The following is an 18,491-nucleotide window of genomic DNA, read 5'->3' on the forward strand; positions in this document are numbered from 1 at the left end:
ATAACACTGTCGCATTACCGTATTTTGGGCGCAAGGGAACTCCTGCGTGTAGGGTCGCAATAAATTGTTATTTAATAAAATCTCTATTTTTCGACCAGTATTATTAACGGGAAGAAAATAGTTTTTTAACTGCTGATATACGTTTTATCTTTGTTAGGATTAATTCCTGATAATTGTATTAGATAATTTATTAATCGAACGAGGGCAACTTACCATTCGGCTACTGCACCATCAGGATAGCGCCAAACCGGGTTTCTCCAATCGGGGGCATTTTTGCTGCGTTCAATCACTAACTCCTCATTGATTTCTACCCCTAAGCCCGGTTTCGTCAGCGGATAGAAATGGCCATCGGTCATTTTGAAATCGTCTTTATTAATTACATAATCCAGTAACTCAGCACCTTGGTTGTAATGAATCCCCATGCTTTGCTCCTGCAATACGGCATTGCGGGCGACAAAATCAAGGTGCAAACAAGACGCCAGTGCAATTGGCCCAAGTGGGCAATGTGGTGCTAATGCCACATCATAAGACTCCGCCATCGCGGCAATTTTAAAGCACTCGGTCAGGCCACCAGCATGAGATAAGTCAGGTTGAATAATTGCCAACCCACCATCAGCCAATACCCGTTTAAATTCAAACCGGGAGAACATCCGTTCGCCTGCTGCGATAGGAATATGGGTTTGTGCTGCCAGACGAGGATAATACTCTGCCTGTTCTGCTAATACGGGTTCTTCAATAAACAATGGGCGATAAGGTTCTAATTCTTTAATCAGGATTTTTGCCATTGGCGCATTAACCCGACCATGAAAATCTAAACCAAATTCAATACGGTTACCAAAGGCTTCACGAATTTGTGCCACAACCTCGACGGCGGCATCAACTTTACGGGCATTATCAATCAGGCCCATTTCCTCACAACCATTGAGTTTAAACGTATCAAAACCAATCTCAGTGAGTTTATTAATACCGCTAATCACATCAGACGGGCGATCACCGCCAACCCAACTGTAAGCTTTAATTTTATCGCGAACCAATCCACCCAATAATTGGTAAACCGGAACCCCCAATGCTTTGCCTTTAATATCCCATAGCGCCTGATCGATGCCGGCAATAGCACTCATCAGAATAGGGCCACCACGATAGAAACCGCCGCGATATAATGTCTGCCAAATATCGTTGATACGTGCCGGGTCTTGCCCGATAACATATTCAGATAACTCATGTACCGCAGCCTCAACGCTACGAGCACGCCCTTCAATTACCGGTTCACCCCAACCAATAATGCCTTCATCGGTTTCGATTTTCAGAAACATCCAGCGTGGGGGTAAACGGTAAGTGGTTAGCTTGGTAATTTTCATTTTGTGGCATCCTTAAAGGCTTTAATAAACGCAGCCGCTTGTTGTGCAGTCTGAGATACCGATTGGCCTGCACGGTAAAGGTCACCGCCCAAACCAGCACCAGCACAACCCGCAGCCAAATAAATAGACAAATTCTCAGGAGTAATCCCACCAACGGCAAACACCGGCACCTCAGGGGGCAATACAGCTTTCAATGCTTTGATATAGTCGGGGCCAAAAGAGACCGAAGGGAAAATTTTCAGAGCTTGCGCCCCCGCATCAAGCGCGGTGAAAGCTTCAGATGCAGTGGCACACCCAGCACAAACCGTCATGCCTAACTCAACAGCGCGGCGAATCACCGCCGGTTGGGTGTTCGGCGTGACCACCAACTTGCTACCCATGCTATGCAACGCATCCAGTTGCTCAGGTTTCAGTACCGTGCCAGCACCAATTAATGCACGATGACCAAACTCCGCAACCGTTTGCGCGATACTCACCTCCCATTGTGGGGAATTAAGCGGTATTTCAACCGCATCAAAACCAGCATCAAGCAGTGCGGCTACATGGTCATGAACTTCTGCGGGTGTGATGCCGCGCAAAATGCCAATCAATGGCATGTTAGTATTCCATTTCATTTACAATACTCCTGATTCCAGCTTGAAAAGCCTGATCGCCATCCAACACCTGATAAAGCATCCCAGCCATCTCTAGCCCTTGGGTATAGCGCTCAACCAGTTTAGGATTGCCAATCACCGTAATACATTCACCCGCAGCGAGCGGATATTGCTGCTGCATCTGCACGATTTCATTGCCAATCAGCAGGCCAGAAAGCCAGTCGCCGACTGACGTTCGCTTCAAGCGGCCCAACACATGGGCAGCACGCGTCTCAAACAGACAACGCATGATATTGCTGTCATTAAAGCTTTGCGTCAGGCCATCGATAAATGCAGTATTGTCCGGTAATTGAGCCTCCAGCCCTGCCCCCACCAATGAATTATTAAGCAGTAAATAGTGCAATTCACCTGTCATCAAGGTGCGGAAATCCATGACCTGATCACCCTGCATTTGCACCCATTTACTGTGAGTTCCCGGCAGCAAATAGACCGATGAAGGTCGTTCGCTATACGCGCCGATCAGTTGGGTTTCCTCACCACGCATCACGTTGCGGTTATCTGGCTTATCAACACATAAACCGGGGATAATCCATGCCCGAATTGGCTCAGCCTCCGCCACACAGGTTAATTGACGCGATACTTGGGTAAGACGGGTTGGACAAGCAAGATAAGGCACTGAAATCCAACCGGCATTGCTACCAATCATGCCCGCCATCAGCACGGGCAAGTCATACTGTTGCTGCTGCTCACGCCACGGCGCGATAACCTGCTGAAATACCTGCTGCGCACTTTGCCCATTAAAGCGAGTGACCCCGACTTCTGAGCGCAACATGTCTACACATTCACCATGTAAATAAAGCCAGGCACGCAGGTTGGTCGATCCCCAATCAATGGCGATATAGCTTTTATCCATAACACTGCTCACTCATGTAATATCCTTTAGCCGTTTAGCGGAGCTGGCGATCATGGTTAGCGCAGCCCGTTCTGCCGCATCGGCATCTTGATGGCGAATAGCGTCATAAAGATCCTGATGCTCTTGTAATGTGCGCGGCATGTTTTCTTCATCAGGCATGTAGGTTCGTTCAAACACCGCCCGTTGCAGAGAGCTGATTGCCACACTGAGTTGCTGTAATACCGGATTGTGTACCGACGCCAATACCGCCTCGTGATAGCGGATATCCGCTTCGTTAAATGCGTCTCTGTCTTGATGATTGGCGATCATTTCATTGAGTGCAGTTTCAATCACCGCCAGCTCTTTCGAGGTTGCCCGCTCGGCAGCCCAGCGGGCGATGGTAGGCTCTACCAGATTACGCACTTCGCTCATCGCACTGATTAACCGTGGGTCATAATCACTGGCCAGCGCCCATTGCAGTACATCGGTATCGAGATAATTCCACTGATTACGCGGCCGGACAAAAGCCCCACGAAAGCGTTTCACTTCAATCAATCGCTTTGCCATCAGCGCCCGAAAAACCTCACGAATCATGTTACGAGAGGTTTGAAATTCCTCACAAATTTCCGCTTCGGCAGGCAACGGTGAGCCCGGTGGATATTTGCCCTCAACAATCTGCTGACCAATAACCAAAATAATGCGGTCTGTTTTACTGAGTTGTTCTTTTGTCATGTTCGCTCCGGTTATTTCAGGTTAACCAATAATGATTCACTTACTTTACGCATCTCTTGATTAACCGTCCCCACAACGCCGCACAATTTTCAAACTTTGTCGTTCAACACAAAACAGATTGTAGAGCTATAATTTATTTTTGTACTACAATTTGGATCGCAAAATAAGCAACTAATCACAAAATGAATGGAAAAAATGACACAATCGTTGTTTATTTAGAAATAAAAGTCTAATGTGGATTTTTAATTCCAAATGAAATGACCTATGCTTAGTCGATACCAGCCCATTGCCGATGCAATCGCCACGCTTTTTTCTCCCTATGCTGAAGTCGCCATTCATGACTTAGCCAGCCAAAAACTGGTTTATATCGCCAACAACTATTCACAGCGGGAATTAGGGGAAGACTCCAATCTCAATGATTTGCGATTTGATCAGCACTCACAGGTGATCGGGCCTTACCAAAAGCGTAATTGGGATGGCCGTCAACTGCGTTCCATCAGCACGGTATTGCGCGATGACAACAGGCAGCCGATTGGATTGTTATGTATCAATCTGGATATCACCGTATTTGAAAGTGCCAAAGCAGCACTGGAGCTATTCCTGTCAGGACAACAACTACAGCCACAACCGGAAGTGCTGTTTCAGGATGATTGGCAGGAACGTATCAACACTTATATCCATCAATGGTTACAACAGCAGCAACTCACTCTGGCGGCTTTGAATAATGCTAGCCGCCGGATGCTCATTGAGACCCTCTATCAACAGGGCGCATTCAACGGTAAGAATGCCGCCGGTTACGTGGCAAAAATCCTCGGGATTGCTCGGGCGACTGTTTATAACCATTTGAAAAATATAAAAACCAGCTAACGGATTTTAAGGAACCGTCATGAATACATTATTCGATGCCATTAAAGAAGCTCATCAGGTATTACGCCCACAAGTGAGAGTGACGCCGCTGGAATATAGCCCATTGCTATCGCAGCACAGTGGTTGTGAAATCTATCTTAAGTGCGAACATCTGCAACATACCGGTTCTTTTAAATTTCGTGGGGCCAGTAACAAGCTGCGTTTGTTGACCAATGAACAGCGCCAGAACGGCGTTATTACTGCCTCGACCGGTAACCACGGGCAGGCTATGGCACTGGCGGGGAAGCTGGCGGGAGTGAAAACCACCATTTATGCGCCAGAGCAGGCGGCAGCTATCAAGCTGGAGGTGATCCGTGCACTGGGCGGTCATATTGAACTGGTAGCGGGTGATGCTTTAAATGCCGAACTGGCCGCGAGTATCGCCGCAGAACAGCAGGGCAAAGTTTATATCTCCCCTTATAACGACCCGCAAGTGATTGCCGGACAAGGCACTTGTGGCATGGAGATGGTGGAACAGCAACCGGAGCTTGATGCGGTATTTGTTGCCGTTGGCGGTGGTGGCCTGATTTCTGGTATTGCGACAGTTTTAAAGAAATTATCGGATAAGACACAGGTGATTGGTTGCTGGCCAGCAAATGCTACCAGTATGTATACCAGCCTGGAAAATGGCCAAATTCAGGAAGTGGCAGAGCAGGAAACCCTGTCTGATGGTACCGCCGGAGGTGCTGAACCCGGAGCCATCACCTTCGCACTTTGCCAACAGTTGATCGATCAGAAAGTCCTGGTGAGTGAGCAGGAAATCAAAGATGCCATGCGGTTGATTGCCCACACAGACCGTTGGATGATTGAAGGTGCTGCCGGGGTGGCATTAGCGGCAGCCTTAAAATTAGCACCACGTTGGCAAGGTAAGAAAGTGGCAGTGGTAGTGTGCGGTAAGAATATCGTACTGGAAAAATATCTGGGGGCCATCGCCGAATGCTAATTTTGAGTAAGCAACAGATTCTTGACAAGTTCGATGCAGATGCCGTCACCTTACTGCTCAAAGAGGGCTTTATCGCGTATAGCCAGCAGCAGGTGCAAATGCCGCCAGTGCAACACTTGCTGTTTGGGCAAGCCAACGGTGATTGCTGTATTAAAAGTGGGTATTTACAGGGTGACAGCCAGTTTGTCGTAAAGGTTTCCGGTGGTTTCTATGATAATCCCGCGCAAGGATTATCCAGTAATCAAGGGCTGATGATGGCTTTCTCCGCCCTTACTGGTGAGCCACAAGCTATATTACTCGATGAGGGGTGGCTAACTGCGCTGCGCACTGCGTTGGCCGGGCGAATTGCAGCCGAACTTTGCGCACCAAAACATATCAACGCTATCGGTATCATCGGTACCGGTATGCAGGCGCGCCTGCATATGATGTACCTAAAAAGTGTGGTGGCATGCCGTCAGCTATGGGTTTGGGGTCGCAGTGAAACAGCATTAGAGGAGTTTCGGCAGTATGCTGAAAATGAAGGTTTCGAGGTTAATACCACACTGAATGCCGCAGAGTTAGCCCGTCACTGCCAGTTGATTATCACCACCACACCAAGCAGAGAACCTATCTTGCAGGCAGTGGATATTCAGCCTGGCACCCATATCACCGCAGTCGGCGCAGATGGTGTTGGTAAACATGAGCTATCCCCTGAACTGATAGCTAAAGCCGATAAAATTTTGCTGGATTCATGGGCGCAATGCACGGAATTTGGTGAGATTTCGCAAGCATTCCAGCAAGGGTTATTAACGGCTCATACCTTAACTGAGATAGGTTCAGTTTTAGTGCAAGGCATCTCTTTTAGAGAGAATGACCAACAGATTACTCTGGCAGATTTAACCGGATTAGGGATTCAGGATGTGCAGATCGTTAAGGGGATTTTAGCATAATCATGTAATTATTATTTTTACCGACGGTTTTATTTCAAGGCCGATAAACATAATTTATCGGCTGGTATTTTAGCATCTCAATATAGAAAACCAATATTAAGGACTATTATTCTCAGGGCGTTGACGTGGCCAGAAGTATTTCACTCTAAACTCATGCACATTGGATGTTAACAATGAATAGTCAAGATGAACACCTTTAATATCAATGGCTTGCGTGGTTAACTGCAACGCAGGTTCACGAGGGCTAATTTTGAGTAAATTCGCCACTTCTTTATCAGGAATAATCGGCATAAAAGTCTCATAGCATCCGGCAATGGTCATCCCGCAATTTAGCTCGATATAGGCAAACTTTGAATTAACCATATCCCGTAAAGACAAATCAGGGAATAATGCTACAGACATCCAAGTATCTTCTAATTGTACCGGTTTATCATCAATAAACCGCAGCCTCCTAATATAATAAACCTGATCGCCATTTTTTATTCTCAATTGAGAAGATATATTTGCATCTGACTTTATCACCATAAATTTAAGTACTTTACTGGTGCAATTCTTTCCCGCCTGCTGCGCATTCTCTGAGAAACTTTTTAATGCACTAATATTCGGCTGAATATTTTTATTTCTTATATAAGTTCCAGAACCGTGCCGTTTTTCAAGCAGCCCTTCATCAACCAAGACTGTCATAGCTTTACGTAATGTATTGCGTGAAATATTCAACGCAATGGCCAATTTTTGTTCTGATGGAAAAATATCACCGACCTTATATTCCAGTGAATTAACACGGTCTCTAAGGAATTTTACAACTTCAGCATAAACCACTTATGCACCTCTTGTATTATTGTTTGTATTAATTTTTTTTCATTAAATAACAGTAAGTTAGTTATTAACTTTAAAATTTGACTGACAAGGTAGTTCTTTTTTAAGCAACTAAGTGAACACATCACAATATAAAATAAAGTGATCAAGTTAACGGTTTTAAAAATAACATCCAAGTAGTTTAGCCTCCACTCTTGTGGTACCAAAATGGCTAATCAAAAGGTATGAAATAATGGAGCATAAAAAACTGAAGTCTTTTCCCGATAATTTCCTATGGGGTTCAGCGTCTGCTGCCTATCAGGTAGAAGGGGCCTGGGATCTGGATGGTAAGGGTGCTTCCGTTTGGGATACGTTTGTCCGTATTCCAGGTAAAACATTTGAAAATACCACCGGTAATATTGCTGTCGACCATTATCATCGTTACAAAGAAGATATTGCTCTGATGGCCGAACAGGGTTTGTCAGCTTATCGCTTCTCCATTGCCTGGAGCCGTATTTTCCCTACCGGTAACGGAGCTATCAACCAAGCTGGTCTGCAATTTTATGACGATTTGATTAATGAGCTAATCGAGCACAATATCGAACCGGTGGTCACACTTTATCATTGGGATATTCCCCAGGCACTGCAAGATGCCTACGGTGGCTGGGAATCAAGAAAAATCGTAGATGACTTCACCCATTATGCCGTGACCGTTTTTAAGCATTATGGTAACCGTGTGAAGTACTGGGTAACCCTGAATGAACAAAATGTCTTTATCGGACATGGCTATAAAACAGCATTACACCCGCCGGGTGTCGCTGATGAAAAACGGATGTATCAGGCTAACCACCACGCTAACTTAGCCAATGCGGCGGCTATTACCGCTTTTAGGGCGCTCGGCATGGTAGGGAAAATCGGCCCAAGCTTTGCGTATGGCCCCAATTACTCCGTTAATGCCGATCCTCAAAATGTACTTGCTGCTGAAAATGCAGAAGAATTCGGTGCCCATTTCTGGATGGATGTCTATGTACGCGGTGAATATCCTCCATTAGTGTGGAACTGGTTAGAGGCACAAGGCTTGGCCCCGGAGACTCAACCGGAAGATACTGAGCTGCTTAAACAAGGTAAACCGGATTTTATGGGCGTGAATTATTATCGCACCATGACAAATGCTTTTAATCCTATAGATGGTGTTGGTATACAAGCAATGAATACCAACGGGAAAAAAGACAGTGCAAAATATTCCGGTGAGCCAGGTATTTATAAGCACGTATGTAATGAATTCTTAGAAAAAACCAACTGGGACTGGGATATCGATCCGACGGGTTTACGCATTGGTCTGCGCCGTATTGCCAGCCGTTATCAGCTACCGGTGATGATCACCGAAAATGGTTTGGGTGAATATGACACGTTAACCGAGGCGGGTGAAATTAAAGATGATCACCGTATTGCCTATTTACGCGACCATGCATTAGCCGTACAACAGGCGATTACTGATGGTGTTGATGTCATTGGGTATTGTACCTGGAGCTTTACTGATCTCCTGAGCTGGTTAAACGGTTATCAAAAACGCTATGGCTTTATTTATATTGATCGTGATGAACAAAATGAAAAATCACTAACACGTTATAGGAAGAAAAGTTTCTATTGGTATAAAGATGTTATTGCCAGTAATGGTAAGACTTTATCTAAATATTAATTTATTCATTTAATCGCTGTTTCTCAGGCCATTATTATTTTAGAGAATAATCATGAAAAAAATATTACTCGTATGTGCAGCAGGAATGTCAACCAGCATGCTTGTTAAAAGAATGCAAGATCATGCCAGCTCAATTGGTTTAGAAGTTGAAATTGAAGCGCTATCAATTTCAGATGCTAAAGATAAAGTTGATAGTATTGATATCGTTATGCTAGGGCCACAGGTGCGTTATCAGAAAGCAGAAGTTGAGGAGATTGTTAATGGTAGAATTCCTGTCTTAGTTATCAATATGAAAGATTATGGTTCAATGAATGGTAAGGCTGTATTAGAAACAGCATTGGCCGCCATTCAGTAATCAATTGATTAAAAATTTATTAAAAAATTGTGCGTAGATATTTAATCTGCGCCTCTAACTTATTCTAAAAGAAATAAAATTTATAGTCACTCAAATATAAATGGTGTATTTTTAATAAGGAATAATAATGAGTTTCATGACATCCTTCGAAAGAGGAATGGAGAAAATTCTCGTTCCCATTGCAATAAAATTAAACTCACAAAGGCATATTGCCGCTATTCGTGATGCTTTTATTCTATCTTTCCCACTCGTGATGGCAAGTTCATTTATTATATTAATTAACTTTGCTATTCTTTCACCCGATGGCTTCATTGCCAAAATGCTTTTCTTGGGTAAGATTTTCCCTAATATTGCCAGTGCCCAAGCAATATTTTCACCGGTGATGCAAGGTTCGGTGAATATAATGGCAATATTGATTGTCTTTTTAGTGGCGAGAAACCTTGCCATTAGTTTTAAACAAGATGATCTGCTATGTGGCCTAACCGCTATTGGGGCTTTCTTTATTGTTTATACCCCCTATGAAATGATTGGCGGCCAGGCGTATATCACAATGAAGTTTATGGGTGCACAAGGGCTATTCGTGGCCATTATTGTGGCGCTGATTACTGGGGAGATTTTCTGTCGATTAGCGCGATCACCCCGTGCAACTATTGCCATGCCAGCACAGGTGCCACCAGCGGTTGCCCGGTCATTTAAAGTATTGATCCCTGTTTTTGCCGTGATGATTTTCTTCTCGGTACTGAGCTACCTGATTTCTATGATATCCCCACTTGGGCTAAATGATCTGATTTATTCTCTCATTCAGGCACCGCTCAAGCATATGGGTACCAATATCTTTGCTGTCGTGATTCTTGGTGTTGTCAGTAACTTCCTATGGATACTCGGTATCCACGGCCCGAATACGATTGCCGCTATCCGCGAAGCCATTTTCTCAGAGGCCAATCTGGAGAACCTGTCTTACGCAGCAACGCATGGCACAACTTGGGGCGCACCTTACCCAACAACCTGGGGAAGTATTTACGATACCTTTGCCAACTATGGTGGCTCCGGTATGACACTTGGCTTAATTCTTGCCATTTTCATTGCCTCGCGCCGCCCAGAGTATCGGGATATTGCTAAGTTATCGATTGTTCCTGGTTTATTTAACATTAATGAACCTATTATTTTCGGCTTACCTATTGTCCTTAATCCGGTATTGATTATTCCATTTATTATGGTGCCTGCGGTTAATTCATTAATTGGCTATTTCTTTGTCTCAATGAATATTATTCCTCCTGTGGCTTATGCCCTCCCGTGGACCACTCCTGGCCCGCTTATACCGTTCTTGGGTACAGGAGGGGATTGGTTAGCGCTCGGCGTCGGAATTCTCTGCCTGGTTGTCTCGACACTGATTTATCTGCCATTTGTGATGATATCCAACAAAGTCCAGATGAAAAACGCCGAGAATGCATAGTCGCGTAAAATATCAGGAGTGATCACAATGAAAATAGCTGCATTCGATATTGGTGGAACATCGCTAAAAATGGGCATTGTTTCATCTGAAGGCAACGTTTTGGTGCAGGGTAAAGCCGCAATACAGGATAGTAATGGCGATCAAATACTGCACGAAATGCTGCGCTGGCTCAACCTTCAGCACGGTTACGAAGGCATCGCCATCAGTGCCCCTGGGCACGTCAATCCATTCACCGGATTGATTTCCATGGGTGGGGCTATTCGACGGTTTGATAATTTTAACCTGAAAATTTGGTTGGAACAGCGGTGTAGCTTGCCTGTAAGTATCGAAAATGATGCAAATTGCGCATTACTGGCTGAAAAATGGCTGGGTAAGGCGCATCAGCTAAATGATTTTCTCTGCCTGACCATTGGAACCGGCATTGGCGGTGGTATCTTCGCTAATGGCAATTTGATTCGTGGTGGACATTTCCGCGCAGGTGAATTTGGCTATATGTTCAGTTCACAACCCGGAGCGGAACACCCTGGCAGCTATACAATGAATGAAGTCTCTACTTTGCTGGTATTACGCAGACGTTATGCCGCGAAGGTTAATCGCCCGGTTGAATCAGTGACGGGTGAAGAGATATTTAGCGGTTATGACAATGACTGTCTCATTTGCCGACGGTTGGTCGATACTTTTTATAATGATATTTGTGCTGGTATATATAACCTGGTTCATATTTTCGATCCGACACATATTTTTATTGGTGGCGGTATAACTGAAAGAGAAACATTCATAAATGAACTGAATGCCCAACTTAATTGGTTTGATATCAAAGATACCGTTATTGACATTACCACACATAAGAATAATTCAGGATTATTAGGTGCCGTATATCATTTTAATCAAATTCACCAAGATAAATAATATTTATTAACACTAAAAACCATTAGAGGATAACAACTAAATAAAAAAATCAAACAGATAAAATAATATATAAAACCCAAATTTAAATTACTTCTTAAGGTTGTGATGACGCAACCTTAAAAACTGTGTCTGGAGAATGACATGCCCTGCTATTATTCAAAAAATAAGATTGCCCTTGGTATTATTGCCGTTTGTTTATCTTATTCAACTATGGCCGCACCATTATCTGTTGAACAACGCCTTGCATTATTAGAAAAGAAACTCAGTGAAAATGAACAAGAATTACAAAAAACACGGTCAGAGTTACAGCAATATAAAACCAATAGTACCGCTGAGGTTGCAGCAAAACCGGTCACCAAGAATGACCGGGTGCTAGTTCAGCAGCAAGTCCCTGCGACCACGGTGGCCGGTAATGGGCAACCAGAAGTCCAAAATGCGGCTCTGACATTAGATGAGATCAGTAAATATATTAAAGATGACTTTGGTTTCAATTATTCTGGTTATTTCCGTTCAGGTTGGGCAACAACCCCACGCGGAGGGCCAAAATCCTGGGCCATTGGTTCGTTAGGACGTTTTGGTAACGAACACAGTGGTTGGTTCGACTTAACGCTAAGCCAAAGGGTCTACAACAAAGAGGGTAAAACAGCGAAAGCCGTTGTGACTATGGATGGTAATGTCGGCCAACGCAACAATGACAGTTGGTTTAATGACGGTGGTGATGATTTATTAAAATTCTCCGACATGTACCTAACAACGACCGGATTTATCCCTGGAGTGCCGGAAGCTAACTTATGGGTTGGCCGACATGCATTACAGCAATATGAGCTGCAAATGCTTGATTGGAAAGCACATAAAGAAAATAGTGCCAGTGGGGTTGGCGTAGAGAATCTGCCGCTTGGCACAGGGAAACTGGATATCGCGCTTAACCGTCAGGACCTGCAAAACTGCGCGCGTAACACCAACGGTTCTGCAAATTGCAGCCTTACCGATGATGTGAATACCAACTCGATTGATTTTAACTACCATGATATTCCACTGTGGGATAAAGCCAGTCTGACTTTCCGTGGCCGCTATAATTTGGCAAATAAAACCAGTGATAACAAACAGAATGAAAGAGATCATGATTTCTTCGATGTCAAAGATGCCTGGTTGGCAACAACCGTGCTGCGCCAAAACTTTGATCGAGGTGCCTTTAATGAGTTTGCCTTCCAGGTTGCCAACAACTCCATCGCTGCCGGTTTTATGAATATATCCGACGCCAATCCAGACTTTGGCCGTGGAAAATATTACTACGGTGATCAGAATGGTGGCACGGCATTCCGCTTGATTTCACAAGGGGAAGCTTACCTGTTACCGAACGTAATCATGGCAAATACCCTAGTTTATAGCCAAGGCAATAATTTATATGACTACAACACCTTGTCAGATACTGACTTCCACAGTATTCGCGCCGTAATACGCCCATCCTATATTTGGAGCGAATATAATCAAACTGGTGTTGAAGTGTCTTATTTTGATCAAGTTAATAAAGCACAAAACAATAATTATCATGAGTCTGGTTATAAAACTACGTTGTTCCATACCTTTAAAGTTGGCACCAGTTTGCTGAATTCTCGCCCAGAAATTCGTTTCTACAGTACTTACTTAAAAGTGTTGGATAACGAAATCGATCATTGGACATTCAATGATGAGAAAAAAGACCAGCTATCCTTTGGTGTTCAAGCTGAAGTTTGGTGGTAAATAAACCTAACGCGTTATTAGTGTAAAATATCAGGGGCCAGCAAATGGCTCCTGTCTCATACTTTACTAAAATGATATTGAGTCATAACAGGAGAAAATATGGATTTGGAAAGCACTGTAATGGAACTGATTATTTATGCTGGGGAATCGCGTTCAAATTCAATGGAAGCATTGCGGGCTGCTCGCCAGGGTGACTGGGAAAAAGCCGATGAGTTACTTGTGGCGGCAACCGATGCTGCACGCCAGGCGCACCATATTCAAACTCAGCTTATTGGAGCTGATGAAGGTTGCGGCAAGATCCCAGTTAATTTGATTATGGTCCATGCTCAAGACCACCTAATGAATGCCATGCTTTGTCAGGAACTTGCAGTAGAAATCATCAAATTACGCCGTGAAGTCGCCGAATTGAAAAATGCTCATTAACTGTACTCGGCCATATGATAAAGAGACTTCTATTTAGTGTGATCTGATTGATGAGCGGGTTGATAAGCGGGGAAATGTACCGAGTAAGCTGTCGGAGCGCCCATCGGTGCAGTCGCCCCGCCCATCCCCAGACTAGAAAATAATTGTGGTTCTGGAGAAAATCAAAGCACAAATTTCTCTATCGCTACCGCCACACCTTCTTCGCTATTGGTGTGCGTTACAAACTGCGCGATCTCTTTCAATTCAGGGATAGCATTCCCCATTGCAACACCGACACCAGCATAGTTAACCATCGCAATATCATTTCCCTGATCACCCAGCGCCATCACATTTTCCTGTGCAATGCCTAAGTGATCCGCCAGCATTTTTACGCCAGTTCCCTTATCAACCCGCTTGCTCAGGATTTCCAGATAAAACGGTGCACTCTTCATGATAGTGAAACGTTCAAAAGCTTCGGCTGGCATCATCGCTAATGCGCTATCCAGTTTTTCTGGCTCGTCAATCATCATCACTTTAGGGAAGCGCAATGTTGGGTCCATCTCTTCGATTGCACGATATTTCAATGGAATACCGGTTAATAACACCTCATGTAGGGTGTATTTGCTGATATCTTTGTTCGCGGTATATAAGGTGTCAAAATCAAAAGCCTGGAAGCTAACATCCATTTTGCGCGATAACGCCTCGAAATAGAGGTAATCCTCAAAACTGATGGTTTCCTGCAAAATACATTCACCCGTGGCGGCTTTTTGTACTAATGCACCGTTATTGCTGATGCAATAATCACCACTGTTTTGCATATTTAATTCACGTAAATAACGTTGGACCCCAATATAGGGCCGACCCGTGGCCAATACCACACAGACCCCTTTAGCCCGGGCAGCATCAATAGCCTGCTTTACCCGTGGAGTGATTTCATGCTGCGGATTCAGCAACGTGCCGTCCATATCGATAGCGATCAATTCAATAGCCATAGGGTCCTCACATTTATTTAACTAATACCTCATGCTAACGCGATTCAGCGCTCAAATGCTAGTAAGTCTGCATGCTGACGAATGCCATAACCAGATGAGCCCTCAATTTGGGCGCGAATAGGCAAAAAAAAGCCCAGAGGCAGCTTCCTGCTCCGGGCTTTTCTATCCGATCAATTGCTTATCGGATTAAATATCGATATTGGCTGCGCGTAACGCATTCTCTTCGATAAAGGCACGACGAGGCTCAACCGCATCACCCATCAGAGTGGTGAATAACTGATCCGCTGCAACAGCATCTTTCACCATCACTCGCAGCATACGGCGGCTGGTTGGGTCCATGGTGGTTTCCCACAACTGCTCTGGGTTCATTTCACCCAGGCCTTTATAGCGCTGAATTGCCAGACCACGACGAGACTCTTTCACTAACCAGTCCAGCGCATCTTCGAAGCTTGAAACCGACACTCGGCGTTCGCCACGTTCAACAAATGCGCCGTCTTCAATTAAGCCACGCAGTTTTTCGCCCAGCAGGCAGATCTTGCGATACTCACCGCCGTGGACAAAATCAAAGTCCAGATCATAATCGGTATCTACACCGTGGGTACGGATACGCAATATTGGCTCGAACAATTGACGCTCACGGTTTTCGCGCACCACTGAACTGTAGCTGCTGCCGTGCTGCTCTTTTTCGTTCAGTAACACCACCAGCGAATCAATCCACTGTGTCACCACTGCTTTATCGCTCAAATCCTCTTCTTTCAAGGTTGGTTGATAAATCAGGTTATTCAGCAAAGCACGCGGATAACGGCGCTCCATACGAGCAATGGTCTTCTGAACGCTATAATGCTCAGCAACCAGTTTTTCAAAATGCTCGCCCACTAGCGGTGGTGCATCAGGATTGACGTGCAATGCAGCGCCATCCAGTGCCAGTGTCATTTGATACTGTTCCATCGCATCATCATCTTTGATGTATTGCTCTTGTTTGCCTTTTTTCACTTTATACAGTGGCGGCTGAGCGATAAACACATGACCACGCTCAATAATTTCCGGCATCTGACGGTAGAAGAAGGTCAATAGCAACGTACGGATGTGAGAACCATCCACGTCGGCATCGGTCATGATAATGATATTGTGGTAGCGCAGTTTGTCAGGGTTATATTCATCCCGACCAATACCACAACCCAATGCGGTAATCAGCGTTGCGACTTCCTGCGAAGAGAGCATTTTGTCAAAGCGCGCTTTCTCAACGTTCAGGATTTTACCTTTCAACGGCAAAATGGCCTGATTCTTACGGTTACGGCCTTGTTTCGCAGAGCCGCCCGCAGAGTCCCCTTCCACTAAGTAGAGTTCGGACAACGCGGGGTCACGTTCCTGACAGTCTGCCAGTTTGCCCGGCAAACCTGCCAGGTCCAGCGCGCCTTTACGGCGTGTCATTTCACGCGCTTTACGCGCGGCTTCGCGCGCGCGAGCTGCGTCAATAATCTTGCCAACCACGATTTTGGCGTCGGTTGGGTTTTCCAGCAAATACTCAACCAGCTTCTCGTTCATCAGCGTTTCGACCGCCGTTTTCACCTCAGAAGAAACCAGTTTATCTTTGGTCTGTGAGGAGAATTTAGGGTCTGGCACTTTAACAGAAACAACAGCAATCAGGCCTTCACGGGCATCATCACCAGTGGCACTGATTTTCGCTTTCTTGCTGTAGCCTTCTTTGTCCATATAGCTGTTCAGCGTACGGGTCATCGCCGTGCGGAAGCCCACCAAGTGAGTACCACCATCGCGCTGCGGAATGTTATTGGTGAAGCAGTAGATATTTTCTTGGAAACCATCGTTCCACTGCAATGCCACTTCCACACCGATATCATCTTTCATGGTGGAGAAATAGAACACTTTCGGGTGGATCGGGTTTTTGTTTTTGCTCAGATACTCAACAAACGCCCGAATACCCCCTTCATAATGGAAGTGGTCTTCTCTGTCGTTACGTTTGTCTTTCAGTTTGATTGACACACCGGAGTTCAGGAACGACAGCTCGCGCAGGCGCTTAGCCAGAATTTCATACTGGAATTCGATGTTATTGGTGAAGGTCTGGAAACTTGGCCAGAAACGCACGGTAGTCCCGGTCAGATCGGTTTCACCCACCATTTTCAGCGGTGCCTGAGGCACGCCCATTTTGTAGGTTTGCTCGTGTACTTTGCCGTCACGGCGAATGACCAGTTCCAGCTTTTCAGACAGGGCGTTAACAACGGATACGCCCACACCGTGCAAACCGCCAGAAACTTTGTAAGAGTTATCGTCAAATTTACCGCCAGCATGCAACACGGTCATGATGACCTCTGCTGCTGATACCCCTTCCTCTTCGTGCATGCCGGTTGGGATACCACGGCCATCATCCTGTACAGAAACAGAGTTATCCGAATGGATGGTGACTATAATTTCTTTACAGTGGCCAGCGAGGGCTTCGTCGATAGCGTTATCCACAACCTCGAATACCATGTGGTGCAGACCGGTACCGTCATCAGTATCACCGATATACATGCCCGGACGCTTACGAACCGCATCCAGCCCTTTTAATACCTTGATACTTGAGGAGTCATAAGTATTCGACATCAACGTTTCTCGCTCATTTTTAATCCTGTGGTTGAACCTCTATTTTGCCATGTTCCACGCGGAACATCTTGCCCTTTTCGCCTACCATGTCGGCAACTTGCTCAGCACTCACTGCGCTGACAAAAACCTGTGCCTGGGTAGCCTTGAGACGCTCAGCCAATAATCGACGACGGCCGGTGTCCAATTCGGAAGCAAAATCGTCAAGCAGATACAGGCAACGCCGCCCGCTCTGTCGGGTGAGAAACTCACCCTGCGCTAACCGCAATGCGCACATCAGCAACTTCAACTGACCACGCGATAGCAAATCTTCTACCGGCGTACCCTCGGCCCGAATGCGAAAATCCGCTTTATGTGGCCCGATGGCAGTATAAGTTAGCGCGCGGTCACGCTCAAACTGGCGTTCCAGCAACTCGCCATAGTCACTCTCTTTATCCCAGCCGCGCTGGAAAGAGAAACTCAGGGCGAACTCTGGCAGGAACAGGGCGCATGTGGCTGAAATATCCGCCGCAATTGCGTCGCTGTATGCCGCCCGCCACTCACTAATGCGTTCAGCCAGTGGGATAATTTCTTGGTCCCAAGGCCGAATTTGCGCATAGCGACTAACCTGGCGCAGCGCGGCGTTGCGCTGCTTAAGTAATCTTTTTAGATTGCTCCAGGCCGTAAAAAAACCAGGTTCATTATGAAAGCAACCCCAGTCTAAAAAAGCACGCCGAAATTTTGGCCCGCCATTCAATAAAGTGAACCCCTCAGGGGTGATCAATTGCATGGGCAGCATTTGCGCCAATTCAGCCACTTTGTGGCCGTCAGTGCCGTCGATACGCACCTTGCTATCACCCTGCCGGCTTTTACTCAGCCCAATAGATGATTCACGTTCATTCACATCAACCCGGCCATGTAACACAAACTCGGCACATTCGTGACGGATCACTCGGCCAGCTTGTAAACTACGAAAAGCCCTACCATGACCAAGGGTATAAATCGCCTCTAACACACTGGTTTTACCGCTACCGTTGGGGCCAACTAAAAAATTAAACCCCGCCGCCAGCGCCAAGTCTGCCGATTCAATATTGCGAAAATCTTTAATTAACAACCGTGTCAGAGCCATGCTGCAAATGTCTTCATTATTGAACATCAAACCATCAAGGGCGTAATTGTCGCAGACAGATTGGGTGCGGACAGCGCACAACCACCG

The 18,491-nt window shown here is 45.5% G+C and carries 17 protein-coding genes; 9 read left to right on the plus strand and 8 right to left on the minus strand.

Translation table 11 applies throughout. The features are described from left to right. Positions 1-209: 209 nt before the first annotated feature. From dgoD to dgoR, 4 genes are read right to left on the minus strand one after another with little or no spacing between them, the layout of a single operon-like run. Entirely contained in the window at positions 210-1,358 is a 1,149-nt protein-coding gene (gene dgoD, locus A6J67_RS03010) for a galactonate dehydratase (protein ID WP_042568833.1), read from the minus strand. Further along, positions 1,355-1,972 (minus strand): 2-dehydro-3-deoxy-6-phosphogalactonate aldolase, encoded by a 618-nt coding sequence (locus A6J67_RS03015; RefSeq protein WP_032906734.1) that lies wholly within the window; start codon positions 1,970-1,972, stop codon positions 1,355-1,357. The genes dgoD and A6J67_RS03015 overlap by 4 nt, the downstream gene beginning before the upstream one ends. Beyond that, positions 1,956-2,864, minus strand: coding sequence for a 2-dehydro-3-deoxygalactonokinase (locus A6J67_RS03020; RefSeq protein ID WP_005186777.1), 909 nt, complete (start codon positions 2,862-2,864; stop codon positions 1,956-1,958). Before A6J67_RS03020 ends, A6J67_RS03015 begins: the two co-directional genes overlap by 17 nt. Before the next feature lie 12 nt (positions 2,865-2,876). Beyond that, the gene (gene dgoR / locus A6J67_RS03025) at positions 2,877-3,575 is read right to left on the minus strand and encodes a D-galactonate utilization transcriptional regulator DgoR (RefSeq protein WP_005186776.1); all 699 of its coding nucleotides are present in this window, start codon (positions 3,573-3,575) and stop codon (positions 2,877-2,879) included. A 264-nt stretch (positions 3,576-3,839) separates the two neighbouring features. Between dgoR and A6J67_RS03030 the strand changes: the two genes are divergently transcribed. From A6J67_RS03030 to A6J67_RS03040, 3 genes are read left to right on the plus strand one after another with little or no spacing between them, the layout of a single operon-like run. Further along, complete coding sequence (locus A6J67_RS03030) at positions 3,840-4,442, plus strand: transcriptional regulator (protein ID WP_005186775.1); 603 nt, start codon at positions 3,840-3,842, stop codon at positions 4,440-4,442. Positions 4,443-4,461: 19 nt separating this feature from the next. After that, complete coding sequence (locus A6J67_RS03035; protein WP_080608050.1) at positions 4,462-5,424, plus strand: threonine/serine dehydratase; 963 nt, start codon at positions 4,462-4,464, stop codon at positions 5,422-5,424. After that, positions 5,418-6,353, plus strand: a complete 936-nt coding sequence (locus A6J67_RS03040; RefSeq protein WP_050074021.1) for an ornithine cyclodeaminase family protein — start codon at positions 5,418-5,420, stop codon at positions 6,351-6,353. The genes A6J67_RS03035 and A6J67_RS03040 overlap by 7 nt, the downstream gene beginning before the upstream one ends. Positions 6,354-6,449: 96 nt before the next feature. On the opposite strand, the gene A6J67_RS03045 is transcribed toward A6J67_RS03040, so the two are convergent. Then, the gene (locus A6J67_RS03045; RefSeq protein ID WP_005186772.1) at positions 6,450-7,172 is read right to left on the minus strand and encodes a GntR family transcriptional regulator; all 723 of its coding nucleotides are present in this window, start codon (positions 7,170-7,172) and stop codon (positions 6,450-6,452) included. A 229-nt stretch (positions 7,173-7,401) separates the two neighbouring features. Here A6J67_RS03045 and A6J67_RS03050 point away from each other — a divergent pair, with 229 nt between their 5' ends. The 6 genes from A6J67_RS03050 (at position 7,402) to A6J67_RS03075 (ending at position 13,727) form a co-directional block, all read left to right on the plus strand. Next, positions 7,402-8,847 (plus strand): glycoside hydrolase family 1 protein, encoded by a 1,446-nt coding sequence (locus tag A6J67_RS03050; RefSeq protein WP_050074020.1) that lies wholly within the window; start codon positions 7,402-7,404, stop codon positions 8,845-8,847. 52 nt (positions 8,848-8,899) lie between these two features. Beyond that, positions 8,900-9,202 (plus strand): PTS sugar transporter subunit IIB, encoded by a 303-nt coding sequence (locus A6J67_RS03055; protein WP_042568836.1) that lies wholly within the window; start codon positions 8,900-8,902, stop codon positions 9,200-9,202. Between the two features lie 127 nt (positions 9,203-9,329). After that, positions 9,330-10,655, plus strand: coding sequence for a PTS sugar transporter subunit IIC (locus A6J67_RS03060; RefSeq protein ID WP_042568837.1), 1,326 nt, complete (start codon positions 9,330-9,332; stop codon positions 10,653-10,655). Positions 10,656-10,682: 27 nt separating this feature from the next. Then, complete coding sequence (locus tag A6J67_RS03065; protein WP_050297640.1) at positions 10,683-11,564, plus strand: ROK family protein; 882 nt, start codon at positions 10,683-10,685, stop codon at positions 11,562-11,564. A 141-nt stretch (positions 11,565-11,705) separates the two neighbouring features. Next, the gene (locus tag A6J67_RS03070) at positions 11,706-13,304 is read left to right on the plus strand and encodes a carbohydrate porin (RefSeq protein WP_005186761.1); all 1,599 of its coding nucleotides are present in this window, start codon (positions 11,706-11,708) and stop codon (positions 13,302-13,304) included. Positions 13,305-13,403: 99 nt separating this feature from the next. Continuing rightward, entirely contained in the window at positions 13,404-13,727 is a 324-nt protein-coding gene (locus A6J67_RS03075) for a PTS lactose/cellobiose transporter subunit IIA (protein ID WP_005186760.1), read from the plus strand. Between the two features lie 161 nt (positions 13,728-13,888). Here A6J67_RS03075 and yidA read toward each other — a convergent pair whose 3' ends face one another. The 3 genes from yidA to recF all read right to left on the minus strand — a co-directional run bounded on the left by yidA (position 13,889) and on the right by recF (position 18,404). After that, entirely contained in the window at positions 13,889-14,698 is an 810-nt protein-coding gene (gene yidA / locus A6J67_RS03080; protein WP_005186759.1) for a sugar-phosphatase, read from the minus strand. Between the two features lie 186 nt (positions 14,699-14,884). Then, positions 14,885-17,299, minus strand: a complete 2,415-nt coding sequence (gene gyrB / locus A6J67_RS03085) for a DNA topoisomerase (ATP-hydrolyzing) subunit B (RefSeq protein WP_005186758.1) — start codon at positions 17,297-17,299, stop codon at positions 14,885-14,887. A gap of 19 nt (positions 17,300-17,318) precedes the next feature. After that, positions 17,319-18,404 carry a DNA replication/repair protein RecF gene (gene recF / locus A6J67_RS03090; RefSeq protein WP_032906761.1) on the minus strand — a complete coding sequence of 362 codons (1,086 nt, stop codon included), beginning with the start codon at positions 18,402-18,404 and terminating at the stop codon, positions 17,319-17,321. Between the last annotated feature and the right edge of the window lie 87 nt (positions 18,405-18,491).

The sequence above is a fragment of the Yersinia sp. FDAARGOS_228 genome (genome assembly GCF_002073315.2).
GTDB classification, from domain to species: Bacteria; Pseudomonadota; Gammaproteobacteria; order Enterobacterales; family Enterobacteriaceae; genus Yersinia; species Yersinia intermedia.

Bases quoted from the DNA above. Each gene is read 5' to 3' on its own strand.
- A6J67_RS03055 (WP_042568836.1), top strand. From the start codon at position 8,900: ATGAAAAAAATATTACTCGTATGTGCAGCAGGAATGTCAACCAGCATG.
- A6J67_RS03015 (WP_032906734.1), bottom strand. From the start codon at position 1,972: ATGAAATGGAATACTAACATGCCATTGATTGGCATTTTGCGCGGCATC.
- A6J67_RS03060 (WP_042568837.1), top strand. From the start codon at position 9,330: ATGAGTTTCATGACATCCTTCGAAAGAGGAATGGAGAAAATTCTCGTT.
- A6J67_RS03040 (WP_050074021.1), top strand. From the start codon at position 5,418: ATGCTAATTTTGAGTAAGCAACAGATTCTTGACAAGTTCGATGCAGAT.
- A6J67_RS03050 (WP_050074020.1), top strand. From the start codon at position 7,402: ATGGAGCATAAAAAACTGAAGTCTTTTCCCGATAATTTCCTATGGGGT.
- recF (WP_032906761.1), bottom strand. From the start codon at position 18,404: ATGGCTCTGACACGGTTGTTAATTAAAGATTTTCGCAATATTGAATCG.
- gyrB (WP_005186758.1), bottom strand. From the start codon at position 17,299: ATGTCGAATACTTATGACTCCTCAAGTATCAAGGTATTAAAAGGGCTG.
- A6J67_RS03030 (WP_005186775.1), top strand. From the start codon at position 3,840: ATGCTTAGTCGATACCAGCCCATTGCCGATGCAATCGCCACGCTTTTT.
- dgoR (WP_005186776.1), bottom strand. From the start codon at position 3,575: ATGACAAAAGAACAACTCAGTAAAACAGACCGCATTATTTTGGTTATT.
- A6J67_RS03035 (WP_080608050.1), top strand. From the start codon at position 4,462: ATGAATACATTATTCGATGCCATTAAAGAAGCTCATCAGGTATTACGC.
- yidA (WP_005186759.1), bottom strand. From the start codon at position 14,698: ATGGCTATTGAATTGATCGCTATCGATATGGACGGCACGTTGCTGAAT.
- dgoD (WP_042568833.1), bottom strand. From the start codon at position 1,358: ATGAAAATTACCAAGCTAACCACTTACCGTTTACCCCCACGCTGGATG.
- A6J67_RS03075 (WP_005186760.1), top strand. From the start codon at position 13,404: ATGGATTTGGAAAGCACTGTAATGGAACTGATTATTTATGCTGGGGAA.
- A6J67_RS03065 (WP_050297640.1), top strand. From the start codon at position 10,683: ATGAAAATAGCTGCATTCGATATTGGTGGAACATCGCTAAAAATGGGC.
- A6J67_RS03070 (WP_005186761.1), top strand. From the start codon at position 11,706: ATGCCCTGCTATTATTCAAAAAATAAGATTGCCCTTGGTATTATTGCC.
- A6J67_RS03020 (WP_005186777.1), bottom strand. From the start codon at position 2,864: ATGGATAAAAGCTATATCGCCATTGATTGGGGATCGACCAACCTGCGT.